This is a genomic window from Roseburia sp. AF42-8, assembly GCF_003435965.1.
GTDB classification, from domain to species: Bacteria; Bacillota; Clostridia; order Lachnospirales; family Lachnospiraceae; genus Roseburia_C; species Roseburia_C amylophila.
In genome coordinates this window covers 77,775-98,550 of record NZ_QTVB01000003.1, presented here as the reverse complement: position 1 = coordinate 98,550, position 20,776 = coordinate 77,775, and the positions used below count along the sequence as shown (strand labels likewise).

20 protein-coding genes are annotated in these 20,776 nt (G+C 39.1%); 17 read left to right on the top strand and 3 right to left on the bottom strand.

Annotation, left to right across the window (positions count from 1 at the left end):
• The first annotated feature begins 20 nt into the window (after positions 1-20).
• The 8 genes from DW059_RS02260 (at position 21) to DW059_RS02225 (ending at position 7,088) form a co-directional block, all read left to right on the top strand.
• Positions 21-443 carry a flagellar protein FlaG gene (locus DW059_RS02260; protein WP_022242365.1) on the top strand — a complete coding sequence of 141 codons (423 nt, stop codon included), beginning with the start codon at positions 21-23 and terminating at the stop codon, positions 441-443.
• A 12-nt stretch (positions 444-455) separates the two neighbouring features.
• A complete protein-coding gene (gene fliD / locus DW059_RS02255; RefSeq protein WP_117697328.1) occupies positions 456-1,424 on the top strand; it encodes a flagellar filament capping protein FliD in 969 nt (322 codons plus the stop codon).
• Complete coding sequence (gene fliD, locus DW059_RS02250) at positions 1,328-2,767, top strand: flagellar filament capping protein FliD (RefSeq protein WP_147326019.1); 1,440 nt, start codon at positions 1,328-1,330, stop codon at positions 2,765-2,767. The genes fliD (DW059_RS02255) and fliD (DW059_RS02250) overlap by 97 nt, the downstream gene beginning before the upstream one ends.
• A 65-nt stretch (positions 2,768-2,832) precedes the next feature.
• The gene (gene fliS, locus DW059_RS02245; RefSeq protein WP_117697324.1) at positions 2,833-3,210 is read left to right on the top strand and encodes a flagellar export chaperone FliS; all 378 of its coding nucleotides are present in this window, start codon (positions 2,833-2,835) and stop codon (positions 3,208-3,210) included.
• On the top strand, positions 3,194-3,679 hold the full coding sequence (gene flgN, locus DW059_RS02240; RefSeq protein WP_022242368.1) for a flagellar export chaperone FlgN: 486 nt from the start codon (positions 3,194-3,196) through the stop codon (positions 3,677-3,679). The genes fliS and flgN overlap by 17 nt, the downstream gene beginning before the upstream one ends.
• A gap of 188 nt (positions 3,680-3,867) precedes the next feature.
• Positions 3,868-4,695, top strand: coding sequence for a flagellin N-terminal helical domain-containing protein (locus DW059_RS02235; protein ID WP_117697322.1), 828 nt, complete (start codon positions 3,868-3,870; stop codon positions 4,693-4,695).
• Between the two features lie 295 nt (positions 4,696-4,990).
• Positions 4,991-5,254 (top strand): hypothetical protein, encoded by a 264-nt coding sequence (locus DW059_RS02230; RefSeq protein ID WP_117697320.1) that lies wholly within the window; start codon positions 4,991-4,993, stop codon positions 5,252-5,254.
• 1 nt (position 5,255) lies between these two features.
• Positions 5,256-7,088, top strand: a complete 1,833-nt coding sequence (locus DW059_RS02225) for a motility associated factor glycosyltransferase family protein (RefSeq protein WP_158551970.1) — start codon at positions 5,256-5,258, stop codon at positions 7,086-7,088.
• Here DW059_RS02225 and DW059_RS02220 read toward each other — a convergent pair.
• The 3 genes from DW059_RS02220 to DW059_RS16890 are packed head-to-tail and all read right to left on the bottom strand — an operon-like array spanning position 7,072 to position 9,420.
• Positions 7,072-8,241 carry a CgeB family protein gene (locus DW059_RS02220; RefSeq protein ID WP_117697317.1) on the bottom strand — a complete coding sequence of 390 codons (1,170 nt, stop codon included), beginning with the start codon at positions 8,239-8,241 and terminating at the stop codon, positions 7,072-7,074. The genes DW059_RS02225 and DW059_RS02220 overlap by 17 nt on opposite strands.
• Before the next feature lie 13 nt (positions 8,242-8,254).
• Complete coding sequence (locus tag DW059_RS16895; protein ID WP_330408219.1) at positions 8,255-8,878, bottom strand: glycosyltransferase; 624 nt, start codon at positions 8,876-8,878, stop codon at positions 8,255-8,257.
• 8 nt (positions 8,879-8,886) lie between these two features.
• Complete coding sequence (locus tag DW059_RS16890) at positions 8,887-9,420, bottom strand: DUF3880 domain-containing protein (RefSeq protein WP_330408218.1); 534 nt, start codon at positions 9,418-9,420, stop codon at positions 8,887-8,889.
• 118 nt (positions 9,421-9,538) lie between these two features.
• Here DW059_RS16890 and DW059_RS02210 point away from each other — a divergent pair, with 118 nt between their 5' ends.
• The 9 genes from DW059_RS02210 (at position 9,539) to DW059_RS02170 (ending at position 20,761) form a co-directional block, all read left to right on the top strand.
• Positions 9,539-11,116, top strand: coding sequence for a glycosyltransferase (locus DW059_RS02210; RefSeq protein WP_117697315.1), 1,578 nt, complete (start codon positions 9,539-9,541; stop codon positions 11,114-11,116).
• A gap of 1 nt (position 11,117) precedes the next feature.
• On the top strand, positions 11,118-12,377 hold the full coding sequence (locus tag DW059_RS02205; protein ID WP_117697313.1) for a glycosyltransferase family protein: 1,260 nt from the start codon (positions 11,118-11,120) through the stop codon (positions 12,375-12,377).
• An 82-nt stretch (positions 12,378-12,459) separates the two neighbouring features.
• Positions 12,460-12,825, top strand: a complete 366-nt coding sequence (locus DW059_RS02200) for a molecular chaperone (protein WP_117697425.1) — start codon at positions 12,460-12,462, stop codon at positions 12,823-12,825.
• A 56-nt stretch (positions 12,826-12,881) separates the two neighbouring features.
• Entirely contained in the window at positions 12,882-14,024 is a 1,143-nt protein-coding gene (locus DW059_RS02195) for a CgeB family protein (protein ID WP_117697311.1), read from the top strand.
• Between the two features lies 1 nt (position 14,025).
• Complete coding sequence (locus DW059_RS02190; protein WP_117697309.1) at positions 14,026-15,081, top strand: glycosyltransferase; 1,056 nt, start codon at positions 14,026-14,028, stop codon at positions 15,079-15,081.
• Positions 15,071-16,594 carry a hypothetical protein gene (locus DW059_RS02185; RefSeq protein ID WP_117697307.1) on the top strand — a complete coding sequence of 508 codons (1,524 nt, stop codon included), beginning with the start codon at positions 15,071-15,073 and terminating at the stop codon, positions 16,592-16,594. The genes DW059_RS02190 and DW059_RS02185 overlap by 11 nt, the downstream gene beginning before the upstream one ends.
• Positions 16,595-16,597: 3 nt before the next feature.
• Positions 16,598-17,632: an FkbM family methyltransferase gene (locus tag DW059_RS02180; protein WP_117697305.1), complete on the top strand. Its 1,035-nt coding sequence runs from the start codon at positions 16,598-16,600 to the stop codon at positions 17,630-17,632.
• 19 nt (positions 17,633-17,651) lie between these two features.
• Positions 17,652-18,785 carry an FkbM family methyltransferase gene (locus DW059_RS02175; RefSeq protein ID WP_117697303.1) on the top strand — a complete coding sequence of 378 codons (1,134 nt, stop codon included), beginning with the start codon at positions 17,652-17,654 and terminating at the stop codon, positions 18,783-18,785.
• 2 nt (positions 18,786-18,787) lie between these two features.
• Positions 18,788-20,761, top strand: coding sequence for a CDP-glycerol glycerophosphotransferase family protein (locus DW059_RS02170; protein WP_117697301.1), 1,974 nt, complete (start codon positions 18,788-18,790; stop codon positions 20,759-20,761).
• Positions 20,762-20,776: the final 15 nt, after the last annotated feature.

Genomic DNA, 20,776 nt, shown 5'->3' with positions numbered 1-20,776 from the left:
AGCACATGGAGGTGTAAGCAATGTCAATTGAATCAATCAGAAACAGTGGATCGGTGTATCAGGGAAGTTCTCCGGTTCAGGGAACAATAAGAGAAAGTTCCGCAGTAACAACAGAAGGATTACAGACAAGTGCAGATGAAATGCAGCAGGAAAATGCCAGTGTATTAGAAAATGCAGCAGCACAGGGTCAGAATCCAGCAGAAGAAGAAAAAGCAACTGCCTCTTCCTCGGAACAGGTTAAGAAGGCGGTGGAGAGCATCAATCGCAGCCAAGCTCATACAGAAGCAATCTTTGGCATCCATGAAGGAACCAATCGTGTTACCATTAAGATTGTGGATAAAGAGAGCAAGAAAGTGATTAAAGAATATCCGCCGGAGAAGACACTTGACATGATACAGAAGCTCTGGGAGATGGCAGGGCTGATGGTAGACGAGAAGAGATAGGAGGTACTTAAGATGGCAATTCGAGTATCAGGATTAGCGTCAGGAATGGATACCGAGTCGATTGTTACACAGCTCGTATCTGCATATAATGTAAAGAAAAATACATATGTAAAAGCACAGACCAAGCTTTCCTGGAAGCAGGATGCATGGAAGACATTAAATAAAAAGGTAAAGAGTCTTTACAGTAACATGACAAGCTTAAAGTACAGTTCTGCGTATAAGACCAAGATGGCGTCGGTGTCGGATACTACTAAGGCAAGTGTCAGTGCAGAGGGTACTGCTGTAAACGGAAGCTACAGCTTAAAGATTAATCAGGTGGCAAAGTCCGGTTATCTTACCGGCGGCCAGTTAGCAGCTTCTACAACCAGAGCAACCAAGCTTAGCGAGTTATTGGGTGATGACAGCTTTGCCGGTGGAAAGATTGAAGTGACATCTGCCGGAAAGACCAGCACTATTGAAGTGACAGCAGATACAACCGTAAGTAATTTTGTATCTAAATTAAATAAGGCAGGAGTAAAGGCTTCTTATGATGCTACCAACCAGAGAATTTATGTGGCAGCATCCGGCACGGGAGCAGCCAATGATTTCAGTCTGTCAGGAGTAGATGCCAATGGAAGTACAGCATTAAAGGCACTGGGCTTGAGGGTAGCTTCCAAGAGCAATACAGAGAATTATAAGTCATGGGCAGCGTATGATGGACAGGATATAGCGCAGATTCTTGCGGATCTGCAGAATTCCAAGGATGCAATCTCAGCAGCCAATAACAGCATTACACAGTCGCGCTCTAAGATTTCCGGTTATACAACAAAGGTAAATTATGCATCTTCCTATGAGACCATGATGAATGCATATAAGGACTTGATAATGCAGGAGAAATCCGTGATTTGGATGAACTGGCAGCTATGTCCAAAGCTGATTTATCCAAAACATATGAATTGGATGATGATGGAAACTTTAAAAGAGATTCAGAAGGAAAGCTGATTGTAGCAGACGATACAGTCGCAGATGATAAAAAAGCAACCGGTACAGACCGCCTGAATGCCCTTGCAGCCAAAGCAGGTCTTGTTGAGAAGAAGGATGAAAATGCCGGAGAAGATGTAAAACAGGTTACCATTGCAGAATTTGCGGCGGCAAAGGCAGCAGTAGACAAGTATGATGCCCAGGCAGCTGATGACACCCTGACAGCTGATGAAAAAGCGGATATGAATGATTTCATTACCAGTGTACAGCATGCTTATAAGGGGGCAGCAGATTCAGAATATGCATCCATAGAAGAACTTACCAATGCATACAATGATAAGATTACGAAAGAGCAGGACAGTATTACTGCCCAGAATCAGATTATCAGTGACAATAAGGCTGTTCTTGAAAAATATGCCCTGTTAGATAACGGGGAAGATCAGGCGGCATTGGAGGCACGTATTTCCTATGCGGTAGAACAGCTTGCCAATGCAGCTGACAAGACACAGTACAATACGGATGCAACCCGCGTAGATGGCCAGGATGCAGAGATTTATGTAAATAATGCAAAATATACGTCATCCTCTAACTCCTTCAGTATTAACGGACTGAAGATTGAGGCGCTGGCTTCAACAGAGGGCAGTGAGATTAATGTGACGGTAAAGAATGACGTAGACGGTGTATACAAGAAAATAAAAGATTTCTTAAAAGAATATAATTCCCTGATTAATGAGATGACTTCTCTTTATAACGCAGATTCTGCCAAAGGATATGAGCCGTTGACAACGGAAGAAAAAGATGCCATGACAGATTCTGAAGTAGAGGAATGGGAGAAGAAGGTAAAGAGTGCATTGCTTCGTCGTGATGATACATTAGGAACTCTTTTGAATTCCATGACCAATGCGATGTATAAGGGATATACTGTAAATGGTAAGAGTTACAGCCTTTCCAGCTTTGGTATTTCAACCCTGGGATATCTCAATGCAGATGAGAATGAGGAAAATGCTTATCATATTGACGGTGATGCAGATGATTCTGCAGTTTCCTCTAAGACCAATAAGCTCAAACAGATGATAGAGGAAGACCCAGATACAGTTACGGCATTCATGCAGCAGCTTGTTACTGGTGTATACAATGAAATTGATACCAAGATGCGTTCTAATTCTCTGAGCAGTGCAATGACTGTTTATAATGATAAGCAGATGGCAAAAGAGTATAGCAATTATACTACCACCATTAAGAAGTGGGAAGATAAGATTACTTCGATGGAAGATTCTTATTATAAGAAATTTGCAGCAATGGAAACTGCACTGGCAAAATTACAGCAGTCTACATCCTCACTGTCAGGTCTCTTAGGTTCATAAGAGCCGATAAATGTCAGTCACAGGCATAGACCTGTGATAATGTGAAAATACATGGAGGTAACACGATGACAATGAACAATGGATATGCAGCATATCAGAACAGTAAGATTATGACTGCTTCTCCGGCAGAATTGACACTGATGCTTTATGAAGGCGCCATCAAATTCTGTAATATTGCAATCATGGGAATTGAGGAGAATAATATCCAGAAAGCCCATACAAATATTGTAAAAGTAGAAAATATCATAGAAGAGTTTCAGGCAACCTTAAATCATAAGTATCCGGTTGCAAAGGACTTTGAAAATGTGTATAGGTACTTACAGGAACGCCTGGTTGAAGCAAACATGAAAAAAGATAAAGAAATCTTAGAGGAAGTACTGGCACACCTTCGCACCATGCGTGATACTTGGAAAGAGGTAATGAAGCTTGCACACAGCAAATAACAGCTATATTGAAATCTTAAAACAGAGCCTTACGAAAAAAATAGAACTGCTGGATACAATTATGGCATTAAATGTATTGCAGAAAGATATGCTGGAAAATCCGGATTTAGATCCGGATGAACTGGAAGAAAATCTGAACCGTAAGGCAGATCTGGTAGAGCAGTTATCAAAGTTAGATGACGGATTCAGTCAGATTTATGACCGGGTCCGAGCTGATTTGACAGAGAACCGTGGGGCATATTCGGAAGACATTGCTCAGATGAAGCGGGATATTACCGCAATCATGGACAAGAGCACTGCAATCCAGAGCCAGGAAAAACGCAATCAGGTATTGATGCAGCAGAAATTTACTTCCGTGAAGAAACAGATTAAGGAAGTAAAGAAATCCAGACAGGCGGTGAATTCCTATTACAGAAATATGATGAAAATGGGAACTCCGGGTTCCACATTTCTGGATGATAAGAAGTAGACTGGAAAAATTTAAAAAAATTTTCCATTTACTATAAAGTATCGAGACGACCGTCCGATATATATAACAAGTAAACAAGATATTGTTACTTAGCAGATGGATTTGAGGAGCGTACGGCCGATAAGATATCTGCAACAAAAAACAAGTAGTCGCAAGGAAGCGACGTTAAATTCAAGGAGGAATTAATTATGGTAGTACAGCACAATTTACAGGCAGCAAACACAAACAGACAGTTAGGTATCACAACAAGCGCACAGGCAAAATCAACTGAAAAATTATCTTCTGGTTACAAAATCAACCGTGCAGCAGATGACGCAGCAGGACTTTCCATTTCTGAGAAAATGAGAAGCCAGATCCGTGGTCTTAACAAAGCTTCTTCAAACGCACAGGATGGTGTATCTTTAGTACAGACCGCTGAGGGTGCATTAAATGAAACACATTCTATCTTACAGCGTATGAACGAACTTGCTACACAGGCAGCTAACGGAACTAACACAACTGTTGATAGAAGTGCTATCAAAGCTGAGTTGGATCAGTTAACATCTGAAATCGACCGTATCCAGTCTACCACACAGTTCAACACAATGAACCTGTTAGATGGTACTTTCTCTGGAACAACAAACAAGATGAAATTACAGGTAGGTGCCCTTTCCGGACAGTCTATCGACTTCTCAATTGCTAATATGTGCGCATCAAAGATTGGTCTTAAGGCTGCTTTAAGTGTAAGTACATTTACAAAAGCTGGTTCTTACATGAAATCAGTTCAGGATGCAATCGAAGTTGTTTCTAAACAGCGTTCAGCAATGGGTGCTATCCAGAACCGTCTGGAGCATACAATTGCCAACCTGGATACCACATCTGAGAATACTCAGTCAGCAGAATCCCGTATCCGTGATACAGATATGGCTTCTGAAATGGTTACATACAGCAAGAATAACATCCTTGCTCAGGCAGGTCAGTCTATGTTAGCACAGGCTAATCAGTCTACTCAGGGTGTATTATCCTTACTTCAGTAATCATAAGTACTCAACCATAAAAGTAAAGCTGACCCGAAAGGGTCGGCTTATTTTTTACTTTACAGGAAATTGCTTTCCTGTAAAGTAAAAAAACGCTCTGCGAGGATGCGCACTGCGGCGTATAAGCTAGATGGCGCAGGCGCGAGAATGTGCTAAGGCACATTCTTTGTTACACGGGTAGTGATAATTATTTTCTTAGTGACGAAAAGATTAGTATCATGTAGAATAGAAGAAAAGAGATAAGACGAGGTACTCTAAAGTGGAAGCAGGAAAGTATAGTCAATTACAAGAGGAAATGAAAGCAGTAATCCGGAAGCTGTATCAGAACCAGCAGGAGGAAACTTATCCATGGATTGGTGCACATATTCAGGAGATAAAGGATAGCCTGTTAGAACAAATTACATATTATACAGAAAAAGGTGAAACCGACGTAGCAATACAGGAACAGGCAGTTACTATATTGGAACATTTGATTCATGCATATCAGAATCATCAGATCATGGAACTGGCAGATTGCCTGAACTATGAATATGGCAGATATATGGGATGGGAGATATAATATGACGATATACGAAAAGAATATGCAGGCAATCCGGGAACACCATGTAAGACTTCATGAATATCTGGAAACGGCACAGCCGGAGCAATCAGTAGAGATACGCTATGAAGCAGCGGAAGATGAAATGCTTTATCCGATTGTGACAAAGGGCGGATTGGAATACCGGTTAAATAGTAAATATAATCCAAAGGAAGCATCCATGCAGTATGTCAGCCAGTTTGAAAAAGAAGGCTCCTACAGTGTGTTCTTTCTTTTGGGATTTGGAGACGGAAGAAGTATAGAAGCATTGGCGCAGACGCTGGATGAGACCATGACACTTATTGTATATGAACCATCCGTTGCTATTTTCCAAAAAACATTAGAGACCTTTGATTATACTGAACTTTTAAAGAAGAAAAATGTGTATTTGATTGTAGAGTCAGAGAACATGCTGCAGGATTATTTAGAATCCGGTATCAGCTTCAACAATATCCGGATGCTGCGTCTTGGTATTCTTCCGAATTATGATTCCATTTATCCGAAGGAATGTAAACATATGTTAGAGACTATGATATATTTCATGAATAAGACGAAAACATATCGGAATACCATCTATAATTTCCGGGATGAGTTTGCGGCACATGCTCTCAGTAATATGTATGATTATCTCTGGCAGACAGATACCCATTATCTGAAAGAATGTCTTGCGGAGGAGGACTTGAGCGATGTACCGGCAATTATTGTGGCGGCAGGACCATCCTTAAATAAAAATGTGCAGGAACTGAAGCGGGCGAAAGGAAAAGCATTGATTCTTGTGGTGGATGCAGCACTCCGGGCAGTAGTAAATGCCGGAATTACACCAGATTTGGGAATGACGGTAGACGCAAGAGTTGCAGACCGCTTTTTTGAAGGAATTGATATCAGCACATTTCCGTTTGTATTTGAGGCAATATCCAGAGAAGAAATCGTAAAGAGACATACCGGCAAACATTTCTATGATGAATTTCCGTGTAATATGTTTGCAAAGGCTGTAATAGAAAGAAAAGGCTATGTCTTGGATGATATTTTAACCGGAGGTTCTATTTCTACCAGCGCATTTTCGCTGGTAAAGGCACTGGGTTTTAAGAAAATTGTATTTATCGGCCAGGACCTTGCTTTTACCGGAGGACAGAGCTATAACAGCGGTCTGAAAATGGATGAAAAAGAGAATGAGCAGCATCAGAAGAAACGTGTCATTGTGCAGGTAAAGGGCAATGATGGAACCATGCTGGATACAGACTATCAGATGGATATGTACCGGAAATGGATTGAAAATGAAATTTTAAAATTGCCGGAGGATATTACGGTAATCAATGCAACAGAGGGCGGTGCAAAAATAGAAGGCGCAAAAGTGATGACATTAAAAGAAGTCATTGATTCCTGCACGAAAGAAATTGATTTCGAAAAATTATTGCAGGAAGTACCACTGGCATTTTCAGAAGAAGAACGGCAGGATATTATCCATGAGATAAAGGAAGAGCCGAAGCGTCTGGAAGAAGTAAAGGAAAATATTAAGAAAGCAAGGGAAGTTGCAGAGCAGTTAGAACAGGCATCCAAAGATGGAAATATAGAGGAGCAGAAGAAGCTGCTGACAGAATTTGGAAATCTTAATGAAGAAATCCAGAAAGAGCCGGTGCAGGATTTGTTACTATATTATAACAGTGAAATAGAATTTTCCATTGGGGATGATGTATTATCTGCAGATTTAACAATACCAGACTTATGCAATCGTGCAAAAGCCTGGTACAAAGGCTATGAATCTGCGGTAGATCGACTCATAGCAGATTTACATGAAAAATTTATTGACCGTCTATAACAGATAACATGGTTTGAATCCGGTGCTCAAAGGTGTGGGCATCTAAAATTTTACCAAGGGCGTTGGCAGCAATCTGCTGACGTTCTTTTTCGTGGGAAAGATAATAGTCGGCATAAGTTTCTGCTTCCTCATAGGAAGAATAATAAATGAAATCTTCTCCCGGAACAAAGTAATTCAGAAAATCTTCCTGATAATTGGTCAGCAGGAAACCACCGCTTCCCATAATATCGAATGCCCGCAGAGGAATGCCCTTTTGGATACTGCGCAATGTAATGTTAAGATTAATCTTTGAATGTTGGAAAACCAGAGGCATAATTTCATAATAGTCAATGGCTCCCATGTTTTCTACTTTGGGAAGCTGCGGAGTAGGATTATTGGTATAAAGCTTTACCTGATGCACTGCGGAAAGCTTTTTTAGGATTGCAGTGCGGTCTAATTCTGCCAGTTTCCTGGCAAGGAAATAGTTGGCATAAATATAGCGCGGTGTTTCGATGCCGTCTTCATTTGGCGCATATGGAACGGATTTTTGCATATCACTTAAGATGGTATCATTTAATAAACCGGGAATTAGGAATTCACCATATACCTGCTGCTGGGCGGCAATAATTGCATCGAGGTATCCCTTCGTAAAGGCAGGAAGCTTCTGATATAAGCGGTCATAAAGCAGGTGGTCTTCGTTATAAAGAGAACCGACAAAAGAAATCTCGGAAGAGATTTTATCAAGGATAGAATCTGCTGCCTGCATGGTGGAAAGTCTTTTTGCATTTGCAGCAAGCGGCAGATAGAATACCCGGTCAATGCCCCCCTGCTTTAACTCTTCGTAAATCGGATAATCGAAAAGAAAAATATAATTGGTGGGATAAGTAATCGTAAAGGAATACAAAGCCACCAGCGGACTGTCATAAACATAGGAAACATAACGGAGATTATGCCGATGAGTGCAGGTGGCAAGAATCGGATAATAGTTAAAGGAAAATACAAAGTCGTAGGAAGTATTTTCTACAGCGGCATCAAAAGCCGCATCATAGGCAGCACTTTTGCGGACATTATAATCCTCGTGCATAAATAAATCCGTTTCAATGTTACAGTTATGAAATGCTTCTAACATATCTTTTTTGGCAAAAGCCGGTGAATCAAGAAATAATATTTTCATAGAGTTCCTTTCATTAAAGAGAAATCGCAGATGATAACATTTTCTGAAGCTGCTTCTCATAAGTATAATGATTTAATACTTTTTGATAGCCGTTTGCAGCAATTTCTTTCCGTTCTTTTTCATGGGAAAGATAGTATTCGCATTTAGACAGAAGGTCATCAGGACTGGTAAAGATGTCTAAATCTTCTCCAATGGTAAAACATTCACTTAAATCATTCTGATAATTTGTCAGTAAGAAGCCACCGCATCCAAGAACATCAAAGACACGAAGGGGAATACCATTCCGGATGGATTTGCAGGTCATGTTCAGATTAATTTTGCTGTGGGCAAAGACCTGAGGCATTTCTGTTAAAGTCTTAACCCGTCCACGATTGTGGACAGGAAGAGCGTCTGCATCACTTCCGGTGTATAAGTCTACTGAAAAATGGGAGCCAAGAAGGGACAATAGGTGCTTCCGCTCATTGGCAGTTACCTTCATGCCAAGGTACTGCTGTGCAATGATATCCCGGTCAACCCGTCTGGCTTTTTCCGGCGGAATATAATAATCCGGCATACAGTCAATAAATTCTTTGACAATAGAATCCGGCAGCAATTCATTTAAAAGAAACGCACCGTAAATCTGTTCCTGTGCATCCATAATTCCATTCAGATAACCTCGAGATAAGGGGAAGGATTCTGGATGGAATCATAAGGACATTTCTCTGTATAAAGCGAGCCTACAAAGGAAATATCACTTTTGTAGGAATCGGGATTGACATCAGTAAGAACGGAATTCCAACGGTTTACATTGGTTGCCAGCGGCAGGAAAAAGGTATGAGCCGGGTTATATGGCGCAAAGTCCTGATATTGCATGGAATCAAAGAGAAAAATACGGTTCCACTCATTCGAATAGGAATCCGAATATAATTCCATGACAGGACTGTCTACCGTCCAGCAGATATAAGGAAGCTTCATGATATTACAGATTTCCGATAAAACAGGATAAAAGTTTATCGAGAAAATGCAGTCGAAGGAAGATGATAACAGTGTATCAGAAACATGCTTGATGACTGTCTGTGTGGGAATATTTTTATCGGTAATTTCAAGATTAATACAGAATACTTCATGCCCTAAATGCTTCATGGCTTCGATAATATCCGGTTCGCAAATGCTTCCATAACGGTAGAATAGTATTTTCATGATAAACTTTCCTCTTCCTTGGATATAGAGTATAATAACTATAACTATTGTAACGAAATCGAAAGAAAGAAACAAGGTTAGAATAAGGAGAAATCGTCGCAGGACGAAAAGAAAATATATGGAACAGTTTTTTATGATTTTACAAAGAGGACTGGGGCAGCTGGATGCAACAGGGGAATATGAAGAAGGAACGCTGCGGGAGTTAAAGGAAAGCTACCAGAAATTTGATGCAGCGATGCAGCAGAATATGCTGCGCGTAATAGAACAGTCATTGGCAAAGTTTCCAATAACATTGCAGATTTACATCTGGTCATCCCTGCTGGCGGTTCTTCGGGATGAAAAAATCATTCCTTATATGGGAGAATTAACGGCAGATGACTCTTTGAATTTATGGCAGAAAGTGGAATTAATGAATCAGTTGCAGCGGACAATTTTTGCCAGTGAAATGATAAAGGATGACGAGGCAGAATATAAGAGAAACAGTGACGCTTATACTGCATTGATGGATGAAATCAGACAGCGGAATAAAAAGGAATTTTCCTATCTGCCGTGGGAAAAACGGAATAAAAAAATTGTTCTGATAACAAAACAGTTTATCGGAAGACAGCATGCACCGACGGAAATAACATTGCAGATGAACCGTTATTTAAAGGAACTGGGTTACGAAGTGGTATTATATGTCGCCTATATGCCAAATCGGAATACAGCACCGTTGTGGTATAAGCAGTGTCTGTGGAATAATTTTATGAATACAGCCGGAGCATTTCAGGGCGAGATAGAAGGAGAGGAACTGAAGGGTTATAATCTGCTTTTTACACAGGAAAATTATCCGGAACAGCTTTATGATGCGGCGGAAATGATATGGCAGGAAGCACCTGAGTGGGTGCTTGAAATCGGTGATAAAACAATATTGGCAGATTTATGCCGGCAGTTTACCACCGTATTGACCAGAAGGTGTGTTAAGACAATTCCGGTAACCAATGCACCGATTATCGTACTGGCTTCGGATTATACCATGGCGGAAGAAAGACGATATCAGAGCTGGCTGAAACCGTACCAGCAGTTTGTGGAAGTAAAACATTCCATTGTGGGAAATACAGTGGTTGTGGAAAAAGAGAAGAAAGAAAATTATGGCATCCCAGAAGACAAGTTCGTAATTTTACTGGTGGGAAACCGGCTGGTGCAGGAAGTAACAGAGGATTTCCTTAAGACGATTTATACGATGCTAGAGGAAAATCCAAAAGCAGTACTGGCGGTTATTGGAAATTGCGAGGCACTGGAAAAAAGGATAGCAGAAGCATATCGGGAGCGTTTTTATTTCCTTGGATATACCGAAGAATTACAGAAAACCATGACCATAGGAGATTTGTTTTTGAACCCGCCAAGACAGGGCGGCGGTACCGGAGCCATGTATGCAATTTTACAGGAAATTCCGGTAGTGACACTGGACAACTGCGATGTGCAGGTAAATGTGGGCAAGGTATTCACCTGTGATTCTATTGAGTCGATGGTAAATCTGGTACATCAATATTGTGAAGATAAAGGATTCATGGAGAAGAAGAAGGAAGCATGCCGCAGAAAAGCAGAGGAAATTCTTGCAGTAGATGAAAAAGAAAACTATCGAAGGTTATGTGAATTTGTGGAAACTTATACGATAAGGCAGGAAAAGCAGGTACAGCATCCGGACGGGAGATAACATGGAGCATAGAACAAGAGAAGCAAAAGGGACAATTTTAATCTATAAGGGAGAACCAATCTGCTATAACATTTTAAATACATTTGCAGAGCAGCTGGGAGAAGCGTTACAGAGGCTTGGAGAAGAGGTAGAATATTTTGATGTGAAGCAGAGCGGCGAAGCTGCTCTGGCAGCTTATGCAGGAAAAACATATCAGGCGGTAATTGGCTTTCAGAGTTATCTTTTTGATATTTATCTTCCGAAGGCAGGCATTTATTTACATGACTTGATAAAGGGACCAAAAATAAATTTCCAGTTTGACCATCCAATCTGGATGAAGAATCATTATATCAGAATGCCGGAGCATTGCTATAGTGCAACCCATGACAGAAATTATGCGGCATTTATAGAAAAGTATTATCCGAGAATTGCAGGAAGTTCCATTATCTTTCCGGGAGGTTGTGAGAAGTCAGCAGGAGAGAATGGAAAACAGGAAGCAGAGCGGAATTTGAGGGGGGTGCAGGATAAAAAGGAATATCAGATATCCTTTATTGGCACCTATACGGACTATCGGAGTTATCTGCCACTGATCAGAAATAGCCAGGGAATCATTAAAAAGATAGCAGCCCATTTTCTGTTTCAGATGAAACAGCACCCGGAAGAGACTGCGGAGAAAGCATTGGAAGAATCCTTACGAAAAGATGGAATTGTACTATCGGATGAAGAATTTTTAGAAGTATTAGATGGTGTCAAGCCAATGATTTATTGCATCATGTCCTATTACCGGGAAAAAGCAGTAAAGGTAATTTTAGAAGCAGGCATTACACTGGAAGTATTTGGGGACAGTTGGAAGAAGAGCCCGTTTGGGGATTCACCATATCTTCGTATTCATGAAGCGGTGGATATGAGAGAAAGCCTTGAAGTCATGGAAAAAAGCCTTATATCTTTTAATGTGATGGCCTGGCATAAGGATGGATTTACGGAGCGGATTGCAAACAGCATGTTACAGCATAGCGTGGTGCTTACCGATGAAAGCACTTATCTGAAAGAGCAGTTTACAGATGGGAAAGATATTCTCATGTACCGGTTGAATGAACTTTATAAGATTCCGGAACTGCTTGCGGATTATCTGAAAGGGGCAGGAAGAGATAACCTGCAGATGATTGCAGAGAATGCTTATAGGAAAGCAAAGGAAAATTATACCTGGGAGCAGAGCGCAAAAAAGCTTCTTGCATTTATTGATGAAATAGATGCCCAGGAAAGAAAATGCAGTGAAAAGTGAAAATACTCTTGTGAAAATGAAGGAATGAACCGATATACATTCTATAGAAAGGCGGCACAGGATGTGCCAGGGTGAAAATATCATGGAAGATAATAGAAGAGAAGAAAAAGAAGCGTTAAAAGTATTGACGGAGTACAGCCCGAAATTATTAAAATCTATGAGAAATGTAATGGAAGAATTACATGGAAATCGTCAGCCGGATACCGATGAATATCTTTTGAGCATTATCAAAGGTATGAACTGGGAAATTCAGGTCTTAAATGGAACAATGGACTATCTCAATGAAACAGAGCAGCTTATTGATAAGCAGGCGGCAAATAATCTGTTTGTAAATTTCAGCAAAATATATCAGGAAAAAGATGATGCGAAGCTTGCAGAAGCCTTTGAGAAGGAAATGATACCATTTTTTGAAAAACTGGAAGAAGCAGCCAAAGTTAAAATGAATTAAAAAACTACTGATATCGAAAGGTATCAGTGTTTTTCGTTGCAAAGCAGGAGAGAACGATGGAAATATTATTCTGGCAATGGCATTCTTTTATGGGAAAAGGAATCGAACGTGCATTACACAGACTGGGTGTTGCATATGATACATTCTTTTATCAGATGAATGACTGGGAAAAAGATGACAGATTTGCAGAACAGCTGGAAAAAAAGATTCAGCAACAGGATTATGACGTAGTATTTTCTATTAATTTTAATCCAATTATATCAGACGTATGCCAGAATCATAAACTGCCTTATCGTGCGTGGGTCTATGATTCTCCGATTCATATCCGTAATACAAAGGCGTTGAAGAATTCTTATACGAAGGTATATTTTTTTGACAGGGGACAGGCAGAAGAATATCGAAGACAGGGAATTGATGCCGGATATTTACCGCTGGCAGCAGACGTGGAAACATTTTATCCGATTACAGTTACAGAAGCAGATAAAAAGGAATATGGAGCAGAGATTTCACTGGTAGGAAAATTATATCAGACTGTCTATCCACAGTATATGGCACCTTTGAAAGAGTATGACAGAGGATATTTGGAAGGTGTGATTGCGGCTCAGAAAAAAGTATATGGCGGCTATTTCCTGCCGGATTTTATAACGGATGATTTGATAGAGAGAATGAATGCAGTTTATCAGAAGCAGTGGAATGGAGAGATTACGGTAAATCATCGTGAAATTGAATTTCTGCTGGCCAGTGAGATTACACGAAGAGAGCGGCAGGAAATATTAACGCTTCTTTCCAATCATTTTGATGTAGCGCTCTATTCCGGAGAACAGAATGTAGCCATACCAAAGATAAGAAAGAAGAATTATATCGATTATTATACCCAGATGCCAAAAGTATTTAAATGCTCTAAAGTGAATCTTAATATTTCGCTGAAAACAATCCGGACAGGAATTCCGCTGCGTGTACTTGACATTCTTGCCAGTGGCGGATTTGTGATTTCAAACTTCCAGGAAGAGTTGGCAGAGTACTTCCGGCTGGGTGAAGAAATCATCACTTATGGAGATATAGAAGAGCTTTATTATCTGGTAAATTACTATTTGCAGCATGAAGAAGAACGGAAAGAAATTGCGGATAGAGGATTACAGAGGGTAAAAGAAGATTTTCGATTTGAAGAACGGATGAAAGTAATACTTGAGGACTTATAGCATGAGAAAAATTTCTGTATGTATCATCACGAAAAATGAATCAGAAAAATTGAAAAAGTGCCTGAAACAACTGATGGGGTATGGCTTTGAAATTATTGTAGTAGATACCGGTTCTACGGATGATACGGTTGTCATGGCGAAAAAATATGCAGATAAAGTATGTTATTTCAGCTGGTGCAATGATTTCTCCGCAGCACGGAATTATGCATTGACTCAGGCGTCCAATGACATTGTTATGATGATAGACAGTGATGAATATTTACAGGAAATAGATACAGGCGAGCTGGAAAAACTGTTAAAGCAGCATCCTTCTATGGTAGGGCGAATCAAAAGAATTAACCGCGTTTCCGTAGGAGAGCAGGAAACAGAATACATAGAACGGATTAACCGGATATTCTCCAGACAGCAATATGAATATTCGGGCAGTATCCACGAACAGGTTACAGCGAAAAATAAAGAAGAGTATGAAACTTACCTTGCTCCGGTTGTTATCTTGCATGATGGTTATGAAGGCACCGAAGAGGAGCGGAGGAAAAAAGCAGAACGTAATCTGAAGTTATTGTTAAAAGAGTTGGAGAACCATCCGGATGATACTTATTTCATGTATCAGATTGGAAAAAGCTATTATATGGCAGAGGATTATGAAGAAGCAATCCGGTATTTTGAAAAAGCATTGGGCTATGACTTGAATCCAAAGCTGGAATATGTAATTGACATGGTAGAAAGCTATGGATACGCACTTTTGAATACCGGGCGGGTTGAAACGGCATTGCAGTTTCAGGGGATTTATGAAGAGTTTGGAGACTGTGCGGATTTCAAGTTTCTGATGGGACTCATCTATATGAATAATGAGCGTTACGAAGAAGCAGTAGCTGAGTTCTTAAAGGCAACGGAGTATAAGAGCGCACGGATGACAGGAACAAATTCTTATCTGGCATATTACAATGCAGGCGTAATCCGGGAGTGCCTCGGAGACATCGGACAGGCACTGGAATATTATCGGAAATGCGGAGATTATGCAAAAGCACAGGAGAGAATCAGGGCATATGAGAAATAATATAAAAGAAAATATACTTGAATTAATACAGACTCTCTATGAAGCACACAGCAATGCGGAAGCACTGATAAAAGAAAAAGATAATCAGAGTGTTTGTGCACTTTTAGAGGATTGTCAGAATGCAGCAATACATATCGGAGAAAGCATTGAGCAGTCAGAAGGTGAGAATTTTATCACGGTGAAATATTTAGAAGCGTATTGTGAATTGCTTTATACGACCTCTGTAAATATTTCAAATGGAATATATGAGAAGATAAAAGAAAACTTAAATGCACAGCTTCATGTCATAGAAGATAGTGTAAGGGATGATATAAAAGGCAAATGGGAAATTGTATTTCTGCCATATAAAGTGTCCATGTGGGATTCGTTGGAAAGTATATGGAAACGGGCTTTTGAAGATGATGATTTTGATACATATGTGGTGCCGATTCCTTATTATGACAGAAATCCGGACCGAACCTTTGGCGAATACCATTATGAGGGAAAACTGTTCCCTGCTGATGTACCGATAACACATTATGAGGATTATAATTTTGCGGAACGGATGCCGGATGCAATTTTTATACATAATCCATATGACCTGGGAAATCTGGTTACAAGCGTGGAACCGAAATTTTATTCTAATATATTAAAAAATTACACGAACTTATTGATATACATACCATATTTTTTATTTCCAAAAGAACCGCAGACGCACTTAATCGATACTTTTGCACTGGAAAATGTGGACAGCATCTTTGTACAAAATGAAGAAGTAAAAGAAGCATATGTGAATCAGGCGAAAATAGTCGGTAATGAAAAGGTGTTAGAAAAGGTATTTGCAGTAGGTTCACCAAAGATTGATAAAATCTGTGAAATATGCAAAGACGGAATTCCTGTTCCGGATATCTGGAAAGAAGTGTCTGTAAATAAAAAGAAAGTATTTATGAATACCAATATCAGCCTGATATTGAATAATAAAGATAAATTTATTGATAATTTAAGAAGAATATTTGACATATTTAAGCGTCGGGGAGATGTGTTTGTAATATGGAGAGAGCATCCTTTGACGGAGGCAACCTTAAAATCCATGAAGCCGGAAATCAGAGATGCCTATTATGAAATCAGGTCAGATTTTGTGAAGGATGGCTTGGGAGTAATCGATACGAATTCGGAAGCATATGAGGCAATTTATTTTTCGGACTGCTATTTTGGTTCAGGTGGTTCGCTGGCACCAATCTATGCAGTAACCGGAAAACCGATTTTAATAACGGCATATAAATATCCGGACAATATCAGCAGCCAGCAGGCTACGATAGAGATGCTGCTTAAGCAGACAGAGAGAAGTATGTTTTTCTCGGAACGATATGAAAATTTTCTGGATTTGTTTTTAGATAATATTGATTTGCTGACCAGCTATAAGGAGAAACGGTTTGAATTTCTTTCGAAGATAGTAGACAGCATTGACGGAACAACCGGAAATAAAATTATGTTACAAGTAAAAGATATGCTAAATAAAGAAAGGCGAGGATAGAATATGAGCGATACAAAAAACAAAGTAAAAGAGATTTTCAGAGAATATTTAAAGGAAAACTTCAAACAGAATGCGGAAAATTTAAAAATATATATCTATGGTCATGAACTGCAGATATGTGGTGGTATTTTAAATTTTGAGGATGAACTTGATATAACACTGATTCATCAGGATCTCAGATTTATCGGTTATGAGTACTCAGGACATAAATATGAACTGGCTGAAAGCGTAGTACCATTTCCAGATAATGCAGTAGTACTGGTTTCCTGCATATATCCATACCGGTTCGATAATATTACAAATAATTTAATGGAATTGGGTTTAAAGAGAGAGCAGATTATTCATATAAGACCATTGGCAGAGAAGCTGTTAAATGTTTCAGCAGATTATTTTTCGCAGAATGGAATGGATAAGAAAGTAAAAACTTTGTTTGACAGCATTGGAAGAGATATTTCAAAAATAAGATATTTGGATATTGGTTCTAATACATGGCTTCTTTACAACAATTCATATATGTTTTATCGTGCTGGCTCAAATGGTGTGCTGGTAGAAGCAAATCCTGATTTTGTGGATGAGATTAAGAGGAACCGTCCGAGAGATAATGCGATTATGTGTGGCTGCTCTGATGTAAGAAGTGAGGAAGAATGGACTTATTATAAGACCAAGCATGCCGGATATAATACCTTTGTAAAGGAAGTGGCTGATACATATGAAGGCAGAGGGCTGGAAGTTCAGGAGATAAAGATTCCAATGAAGTACATTGGTGACATTCTGGAAGAGAATTTTAAGGACGGACATATTGATTTTATGTCGGTTGATGTGGAAGGCATGGGTGCGCGTATTGTGAATGCAATTGACTTTAACTGGTATGATATCGATGTAATCCTTTTGGAAATGGACTTCGAGAAGGAAGAGTCAAGAAAACTTTATATGAAATTATATGAACTGGGATATACCTCAAGATATAGAGGAATTGGAGCAGGAAAGGATTTTCTTTTCTTTAAAACAGATGTTTTTGATGCAGGTTTGTTAGAATAATATAAAGAGGAAGCGGAAAATGATAGAGGGAATCAGTAAACAGACAATTGAAAATTTTAACAGAATGTCTGAAAATAGAAAGATTGTGCTGGTAGGACTGGTCAATGAGAATGTGAAAAAAGCAATGTCTCTTTTTGACAACATTGAGTGTATTATTGATGGTGATACAGAACGTTGTGGCTTGCGGTATGAAGGCTTGCCGATTTATTCATATGAACATCTTTATGCACTTAGTCCGGACACACATATAATTCTTGTAACTGCCCGCACCGGTGGTGTGTATTCCGTTACAAATGCAGTCAAAGAAGTTGATACTTTTAATATTTTTTATCTCAATGTTATTGCGGATAAGTTTTTTGGATTTTTTTCCAATGAACTTTATAATAACTATGATAAAATCAGAAAAATGGAAGCAGCACTGTATGATGACCGGTCGAAGAAAATATATCGGGAAGTGGTAAGACGCAGGATAATCGGTGCAACCGGAGAATATAATAAATTAAAAACAAGAATAGACCCGCAATACCTTTATCAGGATATGTATAAGAATGTAAGCGGGAATGAAATCATTGTTGATTGCGGCGGTTATATTGGAGATAGTGTGGAGAAATTTGTCTTGGCTTTTGGCAATAAAGTTAAAAAAATATATTCTTTTGAATGCTTTGAAGATAATATTTTAAAGATAAAGGAAATGGGACAGACTCTGAAAAAAGAAGGCTGGTCGGGAGAACTGGTTGTTGCGCCTTATGCAGTGTCCGATAAAACGGATAAAATTATTTTTAATGATATTGGAAATCCGGACAGCGGTTATTTACCGGACAGCCGTTTGACGGTGCAGTATAATGAAAAATTAGCACCGATTAAAACAATTGAAGTTGAAACAAGAACAATCGATGGTTTTATACCGGAGGATGAAAAAGTTACCCTGATAAAGATGGATATTGAAGGTGCAGAGTATGATGCATTAAAGGGTGCGGAGAAAACCATAAAGAAAGATAAACCAAGATTAGCAATATCCATATATCACAATCCGAGTGATTATTGGAGAATTTATGAATTAATCCATGAGTTTTCGAGTGAGTATAAATTTGCAGTAAGACACCATCAGAATAACCATTTAGATACTGTTTTATATGCATGGGTGGAGGATTAAAAATGTTAATGGTATTTATGTCACAGCCGGATTTCGCATGTAATTGTCATGCGTTATGGAAATATGTTAAACAGCACACAGACTTTGAAACAGCCTGGATTATAAAGAAACCGGCATATTATGAAATATTGAAAGAACGTGGAATAAGATGTGCTGTTTATGATACGGTAGAGGCTAATAAAATAATAGAGAAAGCAAATGTCCTCATTGCCAATTCGTATACATTTCTTAACGTAAATAAAAGAGAAGACCAGTTGCTTGTGAATGTGTGGCATGGAAGTGGCGTAAAAGCCCATGATTATTATGACCATAATTTAAATCCACGTCATCTGATAAAACTGAAAAATTATTTTGGAAAAGTTGACCTTATGTGTGTACACAGCCTGGATGACCGGTTTAAGCTTGCGGCAATGCTAAACTTTGACTTACGAAAAATTTATGTTACAGGGCAGCCCCGCCTGGACTGCGTGAAAAAGTCAGATGGAAAAGGGATATTAAAAAAAGTGTTGGGAGAAAAGATATCGCGATATGAACATCTCATCTTTTTTGCACCATCCTATCGTTCCAACATGAGCTGCCATGCCGGAAAGATTTTTTCTGACAACATTTTTCGACTGGATGATTTTGACAATCAGGCGTTGGATGAATTTTTAACCCGCAATCATGCGGCGCTTGTATATAAGCTTCATCCGATTGAACAGACAGCATTCTTAGGCAGGAGTTTTGAAATGTCAGAGCATTGTTACGAGCTGACGGATGAAATGTTGTTTAAAAAGGATGTCAGATATGATGAAATATTAAATAGCTTTGATGTTATGGTAAGTGATTATTCCTCCATAGTATATGATTATCTTTTGCTGAACCGACCTGTTGTATATCTTCTTCCTGATTTTGAAGAATATAAAAATGCAAAAGGATTTGTATTTCATAACATATCTCTTTATATGCCGGGTGAGAAGGTATATGATTTTAAAAATCTTCTGAGTGCATTGGATGAAGCGTTTGTAAATCCGGATAAATATATTGATTTAAGAAATAATGTTCTTCTGAACAGATTTGATTATACTGATGATGGTTCGGCAGAACGCTGTTTTCAGCAGATTATGAACTTTAAAAAGCTAAATGATGAGTATATCCCATACCAGAGCGATGCAAAGACTGTGCCGCCAACCGTTGCGGAACAGATTGCAAAATATGTTGACAGCAGTAAGTATTATCTTATCGATAGCAGAAAAAAATATGACGATAAAGAAAAGCTTCTGGATGAAATTAACAGCGCAGAAAAAGTATATTATATTACTTCAGAAATACCCCCGGAATTCAGAAGCGTGAGTGCGAAAAATTCATACCGGATTGTTGACATTGAATTATTCGAGGAAATGAAAAATAATCCGAAGGTGAATATTGCACATATTATGGGTGGTGTGGATTACGAAAAGTTCTGTGTGGAAAGTACAACTGCTGAGAATAAAAAGAAGAGAATCGGTTTTGCAGGAACTATTGATAACCGGATATATTTTTCAATGGTTCAGTGTATCTGCGAGGAGTTTTCTGATTGCGAGGTTGTATTTGCAGGAACGATTATAGGAGATTACCCGGCGTGGCTTGGTGGTTTTGACAATCTTACTTATATCGAAGCGGAATATGATAAATTACCTGAGATTATCAGTTCGTTTGATGTGACAATTCTTCCCATCTTTGGAGGCCATAAAAAAACTGTGCCAATAGAATTGTATCAGTATCTTGCCTGTGGAAAAAATGTAGTAGCATCAGAGATAGAAAATCTGCCAGAATGTGAGGCTGTTTTTACAGGAAAATCAACATCTGAAGTGATAGATAATATAAGACTTATACTGTCGGGTGATTTACAGGAGAAGAACGTGGAAGCAGCAAGGACGGTTGCATTGGAGTATGACTGGAAGAAAGTTGCCAAAGATATGACAGAGGATAAATACAATTACAGCTTTACGAAATAAGGATAAATGCAGATA